Genomic DNA, 16,545 nt, shown 5'->3' on the forward strand with positions numbered 1-16,545 from the left:
TATGATCCGCAGTATGACCGCCTACGCCCGGCGTGAAATCAAGGGTAGCTGGGGTAGCGCTACCTGGGAAATGCGTTCGGTAAACCAGCGCTATCTGGAAACATATTTCCGTATGCCGGAACAGTTCCGCAGCCTTGAACCTGTGGTGCGCGAGCGTATCCGTACGCGTCTGACCCGCGGGAAAGTGGAATGCAACCTGCGCTTTGAGCCAGATGCCAGCGCACAGGGCGAGCTGATCCTCAACGAAAAACTGGCGAAACAGCTCGTGAATGCGGCGAACTGGGTCAAAATGCAGAGCGATGAAGGCGAAATCAACCCGGTTGATATTCTGCGCTGGCCTGGCGTCATGGCCGCCGGCGAGCAGGATCTGGACGCGATTGCCGCAGAAATTCTGGCAGCCCTCGACGGCACGCTGGATGACTTTATCGTTGCCCGCGAAACCGAAGGCCAGGCACTGAAAGCGATGATTGAGCAGCGCCTTGAAGGCGTCAGCGCTGAAGTGGCGAAGGTTCGCGCCCATATGCCGGAAGTACTGCAATGGCAGCGCGAGCGTCTGGTCGCCAAGCTGGAAGAAGCGGAAGTTCAGCTGGAAAACACCCGTCTGGAACAAGAGCTGGTGCTGATGGCGCAGCGTATCGATGTTGCTGAAGAGCTGGACCGTCTGGAAGCGCACGTTAAAGAGACCTACAACATCCTGAAGAAGAAGGAAGCTGTAGGCCGCCGTCTGGACTTTATGATGCAGGAGTTCAACCGCGAGTCGAACACTTTGGCGTCTAAGTCTATCAACGCTGAAGTGACCAACTCAGCGATTGAACTCAAGGTTCTGATTGAGCAGATGCGCGAGCAGATCCAGAATATTGAGTAATCGCTTTTTGGATGGCGTCGGCTGACGCCATCCATTATTATTTCTAATCCGAATTCCCGCCTCTTTTCAAATTCAGCAGCCAAGTATCAAAGATATTCAACATGTATTGATTAAATTTTATAGGTGAAACCCAATCGCCTTAGAAAATCTCAATCGTGATCTTGCGCACAAATCGCTAACCTTTCCGCGTTCACACCGGAGGGTATATGCTGCTTCACATTCTTTATCTTATTGGTATCACCGCTGAAGCCATGACTGGCGCTCTCGCCGCCGGGCGTCGCCGGATGGACACCTTCGGCGTGATCATTATTGCCACTGCAACCGCGCTGGGCGGCGGTTCCGTGCGCGATATCCTGCTTGGCCATTACCCGCTCGGCTGGGTGAAACATCCTGAGTATGTGATTATCGTCGCAACGGCCGCCGTATTAACCACCATCGTGGCACCCGTTATGCCGCACCTTCGCCGCCTGTTCCTGGTGCTTGATGCACTGGGGCTGATCGTCTTTTCTATCATCGGTGCACAAATCGCGCTCGATATGGGGGAAGGTCCGGTTATCGCTACCATTGCCGCCGTGGTGACGGGCGTATTCGGCGGCGTGCTGCGCGATATGTTCTGCAAGCGCATTCCTCTGGTCTTTCAAAAAGAGCTGTATGCCGGCATCTCCTTCGCCGCAGCGGTGCTCTACATTGCCCTGCAGCATTACGTTTCAAACCACGACGTGGTGGTCATCTCCACGCTGCTGTTTGGCTTTACGGCCCGCATGCTGGCGCTGCGTCTGAAGCTCGGATTGCCCGTGTTTCACTATAAGCACAGCGCCCACTGATCTCAGAACCCATTGATGTGCTGCTGAGCAAGCCATCTGATCAACACATCGATCTCTGGCGCGTGCAGCCAGGCAACGATTTGCCGCGCCTTCTCCGCACCCGTACCCGGCAAGGCCTGCCAGGCCTTTTCACTGCGTTCACTCATCTTTTGCCACGACACATCTTCCAACGCCTTCAGCGAGGCCTGTGGCAGCGGAACACCCAGCGCCAAAATCCAGCGGATAAAAGGCTGCTCATGCACCTGATTAAAGCGATGCCAGAGCGCCAGCCCGCGTGCGGCAGAGAATCCCGGCGTCGACTGCAGCTGCTCCTGCGTTAATAGCAGCCACGAAAAGAGATGTTCAAAATGATGCGCCTGCCAGAGTGTGCGCCAGCCTGACTCACCTAATCCTTCAATGTTGAATACCTGCTTTGAACTGAGCCACGTCAGCCGGGCAAAGAACTGTTCCATACACTCCGGCGAGGCATAAAAGCAACTCAGGGAGTGATAACGCGAGGCCGGAGGCTCAGGTTTTTGTCTGTCCGCCCCTCGCCAGACCACCTTATCAAACCGGGGGATACCCTGCCCTGCCAGGCTGACCTGGATCTGATCGCCCGGGGCAATATCCAGCCTCTGCCAGCGCCCAACCGAACCGAGACTCACTCGCTGCACCCGTTTATCGTCCAACTGCACAGGCTCAAGTGCCGCCACGACAGAAATTTTGCCCGTGCGCCCCACGGAAAAAAGAATATTCCTGACCTCTGCGACCTGTGCCGCAGGCGAATATTTCCACGCGATAATCCAGTTGCCTTCGCCGGGCAGCCAACTCTCCCCTGTAGGTGGCTCCGCAGACCGAACCACTATGCCATCCGTGGCAAAGGGCAATGCCGTGTTTTGCCAGGCCAAACGCTGTTTTTCAACAGCATCAACCGCTTGTACGGGCAACGTATAGCGCGCCGTCAGGGAAAAGCCTGCGCTGGACAGCTCAGAAAGCCTGTTTTCCATTCCCTTCGGTCCATCCGGCCAGGCCCAGATAAATATTCCTGTCTGGCTCAGAAGCGCGTTGTCCTTTTGTCGCATCATCGCACCCGCCACTTTTGCGCGAGCATTCATTCCGCCCATCTGCCGCTGGACGTGGTTTTCGCGTAACCAGAAAAGCTCCCCCTGTAAGACGCTGTTTGCAAGCGCGCCGGATACCTCCTTGGGTACGGACGGGATCAAACGCACGCGGGCGGTCCAGTCCTCGCCTTTTAACCCATTACCACGGCTGATGGCCCGCGCTAGCTTTCCGTTGCGATACACCAGCGTCACCGCCACGCCATCGACTTTTGGCTGCATCCAGAGATTTTTCCGGCCGTGCATCCAGTGACCCAGCGCTTCTTTGCTGGCTGCTTTACGTACCCCCGTATGGGCAACAGGATGTTTTACGTTTCCCTCCAGCGCAGGAAGGGCGCTCTCAGCAAAATCGTTGCCGAAACAGCGCTGCCACTGGGTTAAACGGCCATTGAGCTGGTCATACACTTCGTCACTGACCTCGCTCACCCCCAGCTTCCAGTAAGCCTCATCCCAGCGTTTGATTTGTGCACTTAATGACGCAATCTCTTTTTCGGCTTTTGCCTGTGACCACACCGGGCACACCGCCGCCCCGTAACCACACCACAACAGCATTAACCCGCTTATCCACCGCCACATCGCTATCCCTCCTCTGCAATGCAGGAGGTATAACCTGACGTGAGAAACGACGCTAATAGCAACCTTTCACGTTGCGAGGCGCTATCCAGCGTTAATTTTTATTGCGGCAAACCGCAGGTAAAACCTGAAAACGGTACGCAAAATTCAATAATCCAGGGGAAAAAGTGTGACAAAGGCTACGTCACACAGCGGCGACGTGTATAATAAGCCCGTATGTAGGACTTCTTCGTTAACACATACAAAAGACTCTCATGGCTCAAGGCACGCTTTATATTGTTTCTGCCCCTAGCGGCGCGGGTAAATCCAGCCTTATTCAGGCACTGTTAAAAACCCAACCGTTGTACGACACACAGGTTTCTGTTTCTCACACCACGCGAGCGCCGCGTCCGGGTGAAGTGCACGGTGAACACTATTTCTTTGTGGATCACGACGAGTTCAGAGCGATGATCGGCAGAGATGCGTTTCTTGAACACGCAGAAGTGTTTGGTAACTACTACGGCACCTCGCGTGAAACCATTGAGCAGGTTCTGGCGACGGGCGTGAATGTGTTCCTCGACATCGACTGGCAGGGCGCACAGCAAATTCGCAAGAAAATGCCTGACTCGCGCAGTATCTTTATTTTACCGCCGTCGAAGGATGAGCTGGATCGCCGCCTGCGTGGCCGCGGTCAGGACAGTGAAGAAGTCATCGCAAAGCGTATGGAACAGGCAGTTGCAGAAATGAGCCATTACGCGGAATATGATTACCTTATTGTGAATGATGATTTTGATGCCGCGCTGAGCGATCTCAAAACCATTCTTCGCGCAGAACGACTGCGTATGAGCCGCCAGAAGCAGCGACATGACGCATTAATCACCAAACTGTTGGCAGACTGAACCCACTTTCAGTATCATGCCCAGTCATTTCTTCACCTGTGGAGCATTTTAAGTATGGCACGCGTAACTGTTCAGGACGCTGTAGAGAAAATTGGTAACCGTTTTGACCTGGTGCTGGTCGCCGCGCGTCGCGCTCGTCAGATGCAGGTGGGCGGCAAAGATCCGCTGGTACCGGAAGAAAACGATAAAACCACCGTTATTGCACTTCGCGAAATCGAAGAAGGTCTGATCAACAACCAGATCCTCGACGTGCGTGAGCGCCAGGAGCAGCAAGAGCAGGAAGCCGCAGAACTGCAGGCCGTAACCGCCATTGCTGAAGGTCGTCGTTAATTAAACCTGCGGGTCGCCCTTGTATCTGTTTGAAAGCCTGAATCAACTGATTCAAACCTACCTGCCTGAAGACCAGATTAAGCGTCTTCAGCAGGCGTATCTCGTTGCACGTGACGCTCACGAGGGCCAGACACGTTCAAGCGGTGAACCCTACATCACGCACCCGGTTGCGGTAGCCTGTATTCTGGCCGAGATGAAACTCGACTACGAAACGCTGATGGCCGCCCTGCTGCACGACGTGATCGAAGATACCCCTGCCACCTACCAGGATATGGAACAGCTGTTTGGCAAAAGCGTTGCCGAGCTGGTGGAAGGGGTCTCTAAGCTTGATAAGCTGAAATTCCGCGACAAGAAAGAGGCGCAAGCCGAAAACTTCCGCAAGATGATTATGGCGATGGTGCAGGATATCCGCGTCATTCTCATCAAACTCGCTGACCGTACCCACAACATGCGCACGCTGGGCTCACTTCGCCCGGATAAACGTCGCCGCATTGCCCGTGAAACCCTCGAAATTTACAGTCCGCTGGCGCACCGTTTAGGTATCCACCACATCAAAACCGAGCTGGAAGAGCTGGGCTTTGAAGCGTTGTACCCGAACCGCTATCGCGTGATTAAAGAGGTGGTGAAAGCCGCACGCGGTAACCGTAAAGAGATGATTCAAAAGATCCTCTCTGAAATTGAAGGGCGTTTGCAGGAAGCGGGAATCCCGTGCCGCGTCAGCGGTCGCGAAAAACATCTTTACTCCATCTACTGCAAAATGGTGCTCAAAGAGCAGCGTTTTCACTCGATCATGGATATCTACGCGTTCCGCGTAATCGTCCACGACTCTGACACCTGCTACCGCGTGCTGGGGCAGATGCACAGCCTCTATAAACCGCGCCCGGGGCGCATGAAAGATTACATCGCTATTCCGAAAGCGAACGGCTATCAATCTTTGCATACCTCGATGATCGGTCCGCACGGCGTGCCTGTTGAAGTGCAGATCCGCACCGAAGACATGGACCAGATGGCAGAGATGGGTGTAGCCGCGCACTGGGCTTACAAAGAGCACGGTGGCGAAAGCAGCACCACCGCGCAAATCCGCGCCCAGCGCTGGATGCAGAGCCTGCTGGAGCTTCAGCAGAGTGCGGGTAGCTCGTTCGAATTTATCGAGAGCGTTAAATCCGATCTCTTCCCGGATGAGATTTACGTTTTCACCCCAGAAGGCCGCATTGTCGAACTGCCTGCGGGCGCAACGCCGGTCGACTTCGCCTACGCCGTGCATACCGATATCGGGCACGCCTGCGTGGGCGCGCGCGTCGACAGACAGCCTTACCCGCTGTCTCAGCCGCTCTCCAGCGGACAGACGGTAGAAATTATTACCGCGCCGGGTGCACGTCCGAACGCGGCCTGGCTGAACTTTGTCGTGAGTTCCAAAGCGCGTGCCAAAATTCGTCAGCTGTTGAAAAACCTCAAGCGCGATGACTCCGTCAGCCTGGGGCGTCGTCTGCTCAACCACGCGTTGGGCGGCAGCCGCAAGCTGGCTGAGATCCCACCGGAGCATATTCAGCGTGAACTCGACCGTATGAAGCTCACGTCTCTGGACGATCTGCTGGCGGAAATTGGTCTGGGTAACGCGATGAGCGTCGTGGTGGCGAAAAACCTGCAGCAGGGCGAAGCGACGCCATCTGCTCCAGGCGCATCCGGCCATGCTCATCTGCCGATCAAAGGCGCGGACGGGGTGCTGATCACCTTCGCAAAATGTTGCCGTCCAATCCCTGGCGACCCGATTATTGCGCACGTCAGTCCGGGCAAAGGGCTGGTTATCCACCATGAATCCTGTCGTAACATTCGCGGCTACCAGAAAGAAGCCGAGAAGTTTATGGCGGTCGAGTGGGATAAAGAGACGGCGCAGGAATTTATCACCGAAATTAAGGTGGATATGTTCAACCACCAGGGTGCCCTGGCGAACCTGACGGCAGCCATCAACACGGCCTCGTCCAACATTCAGAGCCTGAATACGGAAGAAAAAGACGGCCGCGTCTATAGCGCCTTTATTCGTCTGACCGCTCGCGACCGCGTGCATCTGGCGAACATTATGCGCAAGATCCGCGTCATGCCGGACGTGATTAAAGTCACCCGAAACCGAAACTAGGTTTATGAATTCACAACGTTATGCCCGTATCTGCGAAATGCTCGCCAGACGCCAGCCTGACCTGACGGTCTGCATGGAGCAGGTGCATAAACCTCATAACGTCTCTGCCATCGTCCGTACCGCAGATGCCGTCGGCGTGCATGAAGTGCACGCCGTCTGGCCGGGTCACCGGATGCGAACCATGGTCTCTGCTGCGGCAGGCAGTAACAGCTGGGTATCCGTCAAATCTCACCAGACGATTGGCGATGCCGTATCGCATCTGAAAGGACGCGGGATGCAGATCTTGGCGACAAACCTGTCCGATAAGGCCGTGGATTTCCGCGAGATCGACTATACCCGCCCGACCTGCATTTTGATGGGTCAGGAGAAAACCGGGATCTCCCAGGAAGCGCTGGATCTGGCGGATCGGGACATCATCATTCCGATGATCGGCATGGTCCAGTCCCTTAACGTCTCCGTGGCGTCCGCGCTCATTCTGTATGAAGCGCAGCGCCAGCGTCAGAACGCCGGGATGTACGAGCGCAGCAACAGCATGCTGCCGGAAGAAGAACAGCAGCGCCTGCTGTTTGAAGGTGGCTATCCGGTGCTGGCTCGCGTTGCGAAGCAGAAAAAATTGCCTTACCCCCACGTCAACGCGCAGGGCGAAATTGAAGCCGATGCCGAGTGGTGGGCCACTATGCAGTACGCCGGGTAACCGATGAAAGGCCGCCTGCTGGATGCTATCCCGCTCAACAGCCTGACGGGCGTGGGCGCGGCGCAAAGCAATAAGCTGGCAAAAATTGGCCTGCACACCGTGCAGGATCTCCTGCTTCACCTCCCCCTGCGTTACGAAGACCGCACTCAGCTCTACAAGATTGGCGATCTGCTTCCCGCCATTTACGCCACCGTTGAAGGCGAAGTCCTGAACTGCAATATCACGTTCGGCGGACGCCGGATGATGACCTGTCAGATCAGCGACGGCACCGGCATCCTCACCATGCGTTTCTTCAACTTCAGCGCGGCGATGAAGAACAGCCTGGCGACCGGCCGTAGGGTGCTGGCCTATGGCGAAGCTAAACGCGGGAAATACGGCGCAGAAATGATCCACCCGGAGTACCGCGTACAGGGCGATCTCAGCACGCCGGAACTGCAGGAGACGCTCACCCCGGTTTACCCGACGACCGAAGGCGTTAAGCAGGCGACGCTGCGTAAGCTCACCGATCAGGCGCTGGAACTGCTGGATACCTGCGCCATTACCGAACTGCTGCCGCCAGAACTGGCTCAGGGGATGATGAGCCTGCCCGAGGCGCTGCGCACCCTGCACCGCCCGCCGCCAACGCTGCAGCTCAGCGATTTAGAAAGCGGTAAACACCCCGCTCAACGGCGTCTTATCCTTGAGGAATTACTGGCGCATAACCTGAGCATGCTGGCGTTGCGCGCCGGCGCGCAGCGTTTCCACGCTCAGCCGTTAAGCCCGAATGATGTGCTCAAAGATAAGCTGCTGGCCTCGCTGCCCTTTAAGCCCACCGGCGCGCAGGCGCGCGTCACCGCCGAGATTGAGCGCGATATGGCGCTCGACGTGCCGATGATGCGCCTGGTGCAGGGCGACGTAGGTTCAGGTAAAACGCTGGTTGCCGCCCTGGCCGCGTTACGCGCCATCGCCCACGGCAAACAGGTCGCCCTGATGGCACCGACAGAGCTGCTGGCCGAGCAGCACGCCAATAATTTCCGCGCCTGGTTCGCACCGCTCGGGATTGAGGTGGGCTGGCTCGCCGGAAAGCAAAAAGGCAAAGCGCGTCTTGCGCAGCAGGAATCCATCGCCAGCGGCCAGGTGCAGATGATTGTCGGCACACACGCTATCTTTCAGGAGCAGGTGCAGTTTAACGGCCTCGCGCTGGTGATTATCGACGAGCAGCACCGCTTCGGCGTGCATCAGCGTCTGGCGCTGTGGGAAAAAGGGCTGCAGCAGGGCTTCCACCCGCACCAGCTGATCATGACCGCCACGCCGATCCCGCGTACCCTGGCGATGACCGCCTACGCCGATCTGGATACCTCTACCATCGACGAACTGCCGCCGGGCCGAACGCCGGTGACGACGGTCGCCATACCGGATACGCGCCGCAGCGACATCATTGACCGCGTGCGCAACGCCTGCACCCATGAAGGGCGACAGGCCTACTGGGTCTGTACCCTGATTGAAGAGTCTGAACTGCTGGAGGCCCAGGCCGCCGAAGCGACGTGGGAAGAGCTCAAGCTGGCACTGCCCGAGCTGAACGTTGGCCTGGTTCACGGACGCATGAAGCCAGCCGAAAAGCAGGCGGTGATGCAGTCGTTTAAGCAGGGTGAACTGCATTTACTGGTCGCCACGACGGTCATTGAAGTGGGGGTGGACGTCCCGAACTCCAGCCTGATGATTATCGAAAACCCGGAACGTCTGGGGCTTGCCCAGCTCCACCAGCTGCGTGGGCGCGTTGGCCGCGGCGCGGTAGCGTCTCACTGCGTGCTGCTTTACAAAGCACCGCTTTCAAAAACCGCCCAGATGCGACTGCAGGTGCTGCGCGACAGCAACGACGGTTTTGTGATTGCGCAAAAAGATCTGGAGATACGCGGCCCGGGCGAACTACTGGGCACGCGCCAGACGGGAAATGCTGAATTCAAAGTGGCGGATTTACTGCGCGATCAGGCCATGATCCCGGAAGTTCAGCGCCTTGCGCGCCATATTCATGAACGCTACCCCGAACAGGCGGCAGCGTTAATTGAACGCTGGATGCCGGAAACCGAACGGTATTCCAACGCCTGATCTCAGGCAAATATCGGCAGCATCAGGTACAGCTTGATCACCAGCGCGTTGACGATATCAATGAAGAATGCGCCGACCATCGGGACCACCAGAAACGCCATATGCGATGGCCCGAACCGTTCGGTGATCGCCTGCATGTTGGCGATAGCCGTTGGGGTAGCCCCCAGACCAAACCCGCAGTGACCGGCCGCCAGCACCGCCGCATCATAGTTTTTCCCCATCATGCGCCAGGTCACGAACATGGCATACAGCGCCATAAACAGCGCCTGCACCGCCAGAATCGCCACCATCGGCAGCGCCAGCGAGGCCAGCTCCCACAGCTTAAGGCTCATCAGCGCCATCGCCAGGAACAGCGACAGACAGACGTTGCCAAGCACCGATACCGCACGTTCAAACACGCGATAGAAGCCCATCAGCGCCAGACCGTTGCTCAGGATCACCCCGATAAACAGCACGCAGACAAAGGTCGGCAGTTCAAACGCGGTACCCGCCAGCCATTGCGCAACCACTTTGCCCACGGTCAGGCAGATGGCAATCATCGCGATGGTTTCAATCATCACCAGCGAGGTGATGCTGCGGCCAACGTCCGGTTTTTCAAACGCGGTCGGCACCATTTCATCGTCCGGTCTGCCATTCGGCGTGGTGGAGTGCTTCACCAGATAACGCGCTACCGGGCCGCCAATCAGGCCACCCAGTACCAGGCCAAAGGTCGCGCAGGCCATCGCCACTTCCGTCGCGTTTTCAAAACCGTAGCGTTCGATGAACAGCTTGCTCCACGCCGCGCCGGTGCCGTGACCGCCCGAAAGGGTAATCGACCCCGCCAGCAGCCCCATCAGCGGATCCAGCCCCAGCAGCGTTGCCATACCGATGCCAATGGCGTTCTGCATCAGCAGCAGCCCCACCACCACAATCAGGAATACGCCGAGCACCTTACCGCCCGAGCGCAGGCTCGCCAGGTTGGCGTTCAGGCCGATAGTGGCAAAGAAAGCCAGCATCAGCGGGTCTTTCAGGGACATATCAAAATCAATTTCCCAGCCCATGCTTTTTTTCAGTATCAGCAAGGCCAGCGCCACCAGCAGACCGCCGGCGACAGGTTCAGGAATAGTGTATTTTTTCAGAAAGGAAACGCTGTGGACCAGCTTGCGACCAAGCAGAAGAACCAGCGTTGCGGCAACAAGGGTCGACAACGTATCGAGATGAATCATAAAAGGCTCCTGTTATGCGCGTATTCCATACACACGCGGCGTTATCCTGGGCCGGTTTGCGCTCGTCATGAGCCCCCGGCGCAAAAAGTGTAATTTTTTTTTCCGATAGGTTGTAAAAAACCTGCTCACAGCGGCAGATTTTCTTCCTTTTTTTTGCTGGCAATCGTTTGCTTTTACCAGGTGGTCAGATAAAATGCCCGCTTTTCCACCGTGGGATTGTCGCCGATGTCCGTTAACACCATAGAATCGCCAGATGCGCAACCGATTGCGCAGAAGCAAAATAGCGAACTGATTTACCGCCTTGAAGACCGACCGCCGCTGCCGCAGACGATTTTTGCCGCCTGCCAGCATCTTCTGGCGATGTTTGTTGCGGTGATCACCCCGGCGCTGCTGATTTGCCAGGCACTCGGTTTACCGGCGCAGGACACGCAGCACATTATCAGTATGTCTCTGTTCGCCTCCGGCGTGGCCTCCATTATTCAAATTAAAGCCTGGGGTCCGGTGGGGTCTGGGCTACTGTCGATTCAGGGCACCAGCTTTAACTTCGTGGCGCCGCTGATCATGGGCGGTACGGCGCTGAAAACCGGCGGTGCGGATGTTCCGACCATGATGGCGGCGCTGTTCGGCACCCTGATGCTTGCAAGCTGCACGGAGATGGTCATCTCCCGCGTTCTGCACCTGGCTCGCCGTGTGATCACCCCGCTGGTTTCCGGCGTGGTGGTGATGATTATCGGCCTGTCGCTGATTCAGGTGGGCCTCACCTCCATCGGTGGCGGCTACGCGGCAATGAGCGACCACACCTTCGGCGCGCCGAAAAACCTGCTGCTGGCGGGCGTGGTGCTGGCGATCATTATTTTGCTTAACCGTCAGCGTAACCCTTACCTGCGCGTGGCCTCGCTGGTGATCGCCATGGCGGCGGGCTATCTGCTGGCGTGGGCGCTGGGGATGCTGCCGGAGAACACCGCGCCGACCAACAGCGCGCTAATCACCGTCCCAACGCCGCTTTATTACGGCCTGGGCATAGACTGGGGTCTGCTCCTGCCGCTGATGCTGGTCTTTATGATTACTTCTCTGGAGACCATCGGTGATATCACCGCTACCTCCGACGTCTCTGAGCAGCCGGTTTCCGGCCCGCTGTACATGAAGCGTCTGAAAGGCGGCGTACTGGCGAACGGCCTGAACTCGTTTGTCTCTGCGGTATTTAATACCTTCCCGAACTCCTGCTTCGGCCAGAACAACGGTGTGATCCAGCTGACTGGCGTGGCCAGCCGCTACGTTGGTTTCGTGGTGGCGCTGATGCTGATCGTCCTCGGCCTGTTCCCGGCGGTGAGCGGCTTTGTGCAGCACATTCCTGAGCCGGTGCTGGGCGGCGCAACGCTGGTGATGTTTGGGACTATCGCGGCCTCCGGCGTGCGTATCGTCTCCCGCGAGCCGCTGAACCGTCGCGCGATCATGATTATCGCGCTGTCGCTGGCCGTTGGTCTGGGTGTTTCCCAGCAGCCGCTGATCCTGCAGTTTGCGCCGGACTGGGTTAAAAACCTGCTCTCTTCCGGCATTGCCGCGGGCGGTATCACCGCTATCGTACTGAACCTCGTTTTCCCGCCTGAGAAGAACTGATCTCCCTCACGGCAGGCAGTCAATGCCTGCCGTGACATCTAATTACACCATTCCCGCCTTGAGCATTGCGCATAAATCGTGCATAACTCCCTTATGTTCGTTTCGCGGGATGGAAGACCATGAAATTTATTGGAAAGCTACTCGTCTATCTTCTGGTAGCCCTGCTTATTGTGCTGCTGGCGTTCTATATTTTGCTGCAGACCCGCTGGGGCGCGGCGCAAGTCAGCAGCTGGATTACGGTGAATACCGACTACGAACTCAGTTTCGACAAGATGAATCACCGCTTTTCATCGCCTTCCCACCTCATTCTGGAAAATGTCACCTTTGGGCGGGACGGTAAACCCGCCACATTAGTTGCCAAAAAAGTCGATATTGGCCTGAGCAGCCGTCAGATCACTGCTCCGCTGCACATGGGCACTATCACCCTGTTCGACGGCACGCTGAATCTCTCGCCTCAAACAGCGCCGCTGCCCTTCCAGGCCGATCGTCTGCAGCTGAACAACATGGCCTTTAATAGCCCGAATACTGAATGGGATCTGAGCGCACAGAAGGTCACGGGCGGCGTCAGCCCATGGCAGCCAGAAGCCGGGAACGTGCTGGGTAAAAACGCGAAGATTCAGATGAGCGCCGGCTCGCTGACCCTGAACGGCGTACCGGCCACCAACGTGCTAATCGACGGCCAGTTGAACGGCAAGGAGGTGGTGCTGAACACCATTGGTGCCGATATGGCCCGTGGCTCGCTCACCGGCTCCGCCCTGCGTAACGCTGACGGAAGCTGGATAATCGACACCATGCGCCTGAACGAGATCCGCCTGCAGAGCGACAAAACGCTGAAAGCATTCTTCGCGCCGCTGGCTACCATCCCCTCCCTGCAAATTGGCCGTCTGGAGGTCACCGATGCCCGCCTGCAAGGCCCGGACTGGGCGGTGACCGATCTCGACTTAAGCCTGCGCAACCTGACTCTCAGCAAAGGCGACTGGCAGAGCCAGGAAGGTCGCCTGTCCATGAACGCCAGCGAGTTTATCTTCGGCTCGCTGCATCTGTTTGACCCGATCCTGAATGCGGAGTTTTCCCCGCAGGGCATAGCGCTGCGTCAGTTCACCTCCCGCTGGGAAGGCGGTATGGTGCGCACGTCCGGCAACTGGCTGCGCGACGGTAAAGCGCTGGTTCTGGACGATGTTGCCATCGCCGGGCTGGAGTACACCCTTCCTGAAAACTGGAAAACGCTGTGGATGGAGCCGCTGCCGGAATGGATGAACAGCGTCACGCTGCAAAAATTCGGCCTGAGCCGCAACCTGGTGATCGACATCGATCCCGCCTTCCCGTGGCAGATCACCTCCCTGGACGGCTACGGCGCAAACCTGCAGCTGGCGAAAGATCGCCAGTGGGGCGTCTGGGGCGGCAGCGCAACATTAAACGGCGCGGCGGCGACCTTTAACCGCGTCGACGTGCGCCGTCCGTCGCTGGCGCTGAATGCCAACGCCGCCACGGTGAACATTAGCGACCTGAGTGCCTTTACCGAGAAAGGTATTCTGGAAGCCACGGCGACCGTTTCACAGCTCCCGCAGCGGCAGACCACGGTGAGCCTGAACGGGCGCGGCGTACCGCTCAACGTGCTGCAGCAGTGGGGCTGGCCTGCGTTACCGATTACGGGCGACGGCAATATTCAGATGACCGCCAGCGGCAGCGTGCAGGCGAATGCGCCATTGAAGCCAACGGTGAATGGAAAGCTAAGCGCGGTAAATATGGATAAGCAGCAGGTTGAGCAGACGATGACGGGTGGCGTGGTTTCAACGCCTGTGCAATAAAGTTTTTGATGTTTGTTCCCTCTCCCTGTGGGAGAGGGTCAGGGTGAGGGCATCAGAGCGCATAATTACCTTAGGCCCGGTAAGCGAAGCGCCACCGGGCATTTTCCACCTCAGAGCTGAACCACCACCTCATCCCCCTCCGCTTTCACCACCATACCCCACTCGCTGCCCGCGTACGAGCCGCCTTTCACGCCACTCACCTTCTGCACGTTGCGCAAGCACACCGACCAGTTTTTCGCGTCACCCGCACCGGTAAAGGTCACAATGTCGCCCCGACGCGATGCCTTCAGCGTAAATGCCACGGAACCGTCCGCCGCAGGCACTTCGCTCACCGCCGCTGCGCCATCCTCCAGGTTAAACAGCTGGAAGGCCGTCCCCTCGTTCCACGCGTAGTCCGGCTTCTGGTTATTGTTACCCAGCGCCAGCAGCGTGTTGTCGCGCACGTAGACCGGCAGACTCATAAAATCGTGCTGCTGCTTATGCCAGCGGCTGCCATGGATTTCGTCGTTGTGCCACAGGTGGGTCCAGCGGCCTTCCGGCAGGTAGAACTGCACGTCCCCCGCCTCGGAGAACACCGGCGCCACCATCATGGAATCCCCCAGCATGTACTGACGGTCGAGGTAATCGCACGCCGGATCGTCCGGGAACTCCAGCATCATCGCACGCAGCATCGGCGTGCCGAACTCGCGGGCCAGCGCCGCCTGACGGTACAGGTACGGCATCAGCTGACACTTCAGCTGCGTGAAGTGACGCACCACGTCGCAGGACTCGTCATCGTACGCCCACGGCACGCGGTAGGATTTGCTGCCGTGCAGGCGGCTATGGCTGGAGAACAGCCCGAACGCGCACCAGCGTTTATAGACGTGCGCCGGAGCGGTGTTTTCGAACCCGCCGATATCGTGGCTCCAGAACCCGAAGCCGGACAGGCCAATCGACAGCCCACCGCGCAGGCTTTCCGCCATCGACTCGTAGTTGGCGTAGCAGTCGCCGCCCCAGTGTACCGGGAACTGTTGCGCCCCGACGGACGCCGAGCGGGCAAACAGCACCGCCTCCTCTTCGCCGACGGTCTCTTTCAGCACGTTCCACACCAGTTCGTTATAAATGTAGGCGTAGTGGTTGTGCATCTTCTGCGGATCGGACCCGTCGAACCACTGCACGTCGGTCGGGATACGCTCGCCGAAGTCGGTCTTGAAGCAGTCAACGCCGATATCCACCAGGCCTTTCAGCTTGTCGGCATACCACTGGCATGCGTCCGGATTGGTGAAGTCGTAAATCGCCAGCCCCGGCTGCCATTTGTCCCACTGCCACAGGGAGCCGTCCGGGCGCTTGAGCAGGTAGCCCTTCTCTTTCAGCTCGCGGAAAATCGGGGATTTCTGGCCGATATACGGGTTGATCCACACGCAGACCTTCAGCCCTTTCTCTTTCAGGCGGCGGATCATCCCTTCCGGGTCCGGGAAGGTCACCGGGTCCCACTCGAAATCGCACCACTGGAAGGCCTTCATCCAGAAGCAGTCGAAGTGGAACACGTGCAGCGGCAGGTCGCGCTCGGCCATGCCGTCGATAAAGCTGTTCACCGTCGCTTCATCGTAGTTGGTGGTGAACGACGTGGTCAGCCACAGGCCGAACGACCACGCAGGCGGCAGCGCCGGACGCCCGGTGAACTGCGTATAGCGGTTCAGCACCTCTTTTGGCGTCGGGCCGTCGATCACGAAGTACTCGAGATATTCCCCTTCGACGCTGAACTGCACTTTAGAGACCTTCTCGGAGCCGACTTCAAACGAGACGTTTTCCGGATGATTCACCAGCACGCCGTAGCCGCGGTTGGTCAGGTAGAACGGGATATTTTTGTAGGACTGCTCGGTGCTGGTGCCGCCGTCGCGGTTCCAGGTTTCGACCGTCTGGCCGTTGCGCACCAGCGCGGTAAAGCGCTCGCCCAGGCCGTAGACTGTTTCCCCCACGCCCAGATCCAGACGCTCAAAAACGTAATTACGGTCGGCGTTACTGTCCTGCACGTAGCCGTTGTTTTTCAGCTGGCTGCCGGTAATGCGCTGGCCGTTGCGCAGGAAATCCAGCGCCCAGAACTCGCCTTTGGTGACGCGCACGCTGACGCTGCCGCTTTTCAGCTCGGCAAACTCGGCGTTGTTTTCAATCTCGACCTTAATGTCTTTCAGAACGTTCAGCGGATAGTGCGGGCCGTTGTTCAGCGCGCCCTGGAAGTGCTCGATGCGCACCCCGACAATCCCTTCCTGTGGAGCAAACAGGCGCACCGTGAACATCAACGTGTCGAGCTGCCAGGTGCGCTCACGCACGTCGCGCGGCGCAACATACACCACCAGGTCATTGCCCTGCTGCTCCACGTCGAACACCTGAACCGGACAGGTCACGTTCAGGCCCGGTTGAATAAGCCAGTTTCCATCACTGATTTTCATGCTTTC

General features: G+C 57.9%; 12 protein-coding genes. 9 read left to right on the forward strand and 3 right to left on the reverse strand.

From position 1 onward, the window contains the following. Position 1 precedes the first annotated feature (1 nt). Positions 2-865 (forward strand): YicC/YloC family endoribonuclease, encoded by an 864-nt coding sequence (locus A6013_RS15235; RefSeq protein WP_028015013.1) that lies wholly within the window; start codon positions 2-4, stop codon positions 863-865. Between the two features lie 206 nt (positions 866-1,071). Then, on the forward strand, positions 1,072-1,689 hold the full coding sequence (locus A6013_RS15240; RefSeq protein WP_023334014.1) for a trimeric intracellular cation channel family protein: 618 nt from the start codon (positions 1,072-1,074) through the stop codon (positions 1,687-1,689). A gap of 2 nt (positions 1,690-1,691) precedes the next feature. On the opposite strand, the gene ligB is transcribed toward A6013_RS15240, so the two are convergent. Next, entirely contained in the window at positions 1,692-3,362 is a 1,671-nt protein-coding gene (gene ligB, locus A6013_RS15245) for an NAD-dependent DNA ligase LigB (protein ID WP_069733362.1), read from the reverse strand. 251 nt (positions 3,363-3,613) lie between these two features. Here ligB and gmk point away from each other — a divergent pair, with 251 nt between their 5' ends. The 5 genes from gmk to recG are packed head-to-tail and all read left to right on the forward strand — an operon-like array spanning position 3,614 to position 9,480. After that, positions 3,614-4,237, forward strand: coding sequence for a guanylate kinase (gene gmk / locus A6013_RS15250; RefSeq protein WP_010426438.1), 624 nt, complete (start codon positions 3,614-3,616; stop codon positions 4,235-4,237). A gap of 54 nt (positions 4,238-4,291) precedes the next feature. Next, a complete protein-coding gene (gene rpoZ / locus A6013_RS15255; protein WP_000135058.1) occupies positions 4,292-4,567 on the forward strand; it encodes a DNA-directed RNA polymerase subunit omega in 276 nt (91 codons plus the stop codon). Positions 4,568-4,586: 19 nt separating this feature from the next. Beyond that, positions 4,587-6,701 (forward strand): bifunctional GTP diphosphokinase/guanosine-3',5'-bis pyrophosphate 3'-pyrophosphohydrolase, encoded by a 2,115-nt coding sequence (gene spoT, locus A6013_RS15260; RefSeq protein WP_028015011.1) that lies wholly within the window; start codon positions 4,587-4,589, stop codon positions 6,699-6,701. Positions 6,702-6,705: 4 nt separating this feature from the next. Next, positions 6,706-7,395 (forward strand): tRNA (guanosine(18)-2'-O)-methyltransferase TrmH, encoded by a 690-nt coding sequence (gene trmH, locus A6013_RS15265; protein WP_028015010.1) that lies wholly within the window; start codon positions 6,706-6,708, stop codon positions 7,393-7,395. A gap of 3 nt (positions 7,396-7,398) precedes the next feature. After that, positions 7,399-9,480, forward strand: coding sequence for an ATP-dependent DNA helicase RecG (recG, locus tag A6013_RS15270; protein ID WP_069733363.1), 2,082 nt, complete (start codon positions 7,399-7,401; stop codon positions 9,478-9,480). A 2-nt stretch (positions 9,481-9,482) separates the two neighbouring features. Here recG and gltS read toward each other — a convergent pair whose 3' ends face one another. Continuing rightward, on the reverse strand, positions 9,483-10,685 hold the full coding sequence (gene gltS / locus A6013_RS15275; RefSeq protein WP_047366905.1) for a sodium/glutamate symporter: 1,203 nt from the start codon (positions 10,683-10,685) through the stop codon (positions 9,483-9,485). Positions 10,686-10,910: 225 nt separating this feature from the next. Here gltS and xanP point away from each other — a divergent pair, with 225 nt between their 5' ends. Then, a complete protein-coding gene (gene xanP / locus A6013_RS15280) occupies positions 10,911-12,302 on the forward strand; it encodes a xanthine/proton symporter XanP (RefSeq protein WP_069733364.1) in 1,392 nt (463 codons plus the stop codon). A gap of 119 nt (positions 12,303-12,421) precedes the next feature. Next, positions 12,422-14,110, forward strand: coding sequence for an AsmA family protein (locus A6013_RS15285; protein ID WP_069733365.1), 1,689 nt, complete (start codon positions 12,422-12,424; stop codon positions 14,108-14,110). Between the two features lie 110 nt (positions 14,111-14,220). On the opposite strand, the gene yicI is transcribed toward A6013_RS15285, so the two are convergent. Then, positions 14,221-16,539: an alpha-xylosidase gene (yicI, locus tag A6013_RS15290; protein WP_069733366.1), complete on the reverse strand. Its 2,319-nt coding sequence runs from the start codon at positions 16,537-16,539 to the stop codon at positions 14,221-14,223. Between the last annotated feature and the right edge of the window lie 6 nt (positions 16,540-16,545).

It is taken from the genome of Enterobacter sp. IF2SW-B1 (assembly GCF_001743375.1).
Lineage (GTDB): Bacteria > Pseudomonadota > Gammaproteobacteria > Enterobacterales > Enterobacteriaceae > Enterobacter > Enterobacter bugandensis.

Bases quoted from the DNA above. Each gene is read 5' to 3' on its own strand.
- A6013_RS15235 (WP_028015013.1), top strand. From the start codon at position 2: ATGATCCGCAGTATGACCGCCTACGCCCGGCGTGAAATCAAGGGTAGC.
- A6013_RS15240 (WP_023334014.1), top strand. From the start codon at position 1,072: ATGCTGCTTCACATTCTTTATCTTATTGGTATCACCGCTGAAGCCATG.
- ligB (WP_069733362.1), bottom strand. From the start codon at position 3,362: ATGTGGCGGTGGATAAGCGGGTTAATGCTGTTGTGGTGTGGTTACGGG.
- gmk (WP_010426438.1), top strand. From the start codon at position 3,614: ATGGCTCAAGGCACGCTTTATATTGTTTCTGCCCCTAGCGGCGCGGGT.
- rpoZ (WP_000135058.1), top strand. From the start codon at position 4,292: ATGGCACGCGTAACTGTTCAGGACGCTGTAGAGAAAATTGGTAACCGT.
- trmH (WP_028015010.1), top strand. From the start codon at position 6,706: ATGAATTCACAACGTTATGCCCGTATCTGCGAAATGCTCGCCAGACGC.
- recG (WP_069733363.1), top strand. From the start codon at position 7,399: ATGAAAGGCCGCCTGCTGGATGCTATCCCGCTCAACAGCCTGACGGGC.
- gltS (WP_047366905.1), bottom strand. From the start codon at position 10,685: ATGATTCATCTCGATACGTTGTCGACCCTTGTTGCCGCAACGCTGGTT.
- xanP (WP_069733364.1), top strand. From the start codon at position 10,911: ATGTCCGTTAACACCATAGAATCGCCAGATGCGCAACCGATTGCGCAG.
- A6013_RS15285 (WP_069733365.1), top strand. From the start codon at position 12,422: ATGAAATTTATTGGAAAGCTACTCGTCTATCTTCTGGTAGCCCTGCTT.
- yicI (WP_069733366.1), bottom strand. From the start codon at position 16,539: ATGAAAATCAGTGATGGAAACTGGCTTATTCAACCGGGCCTGAACGTG.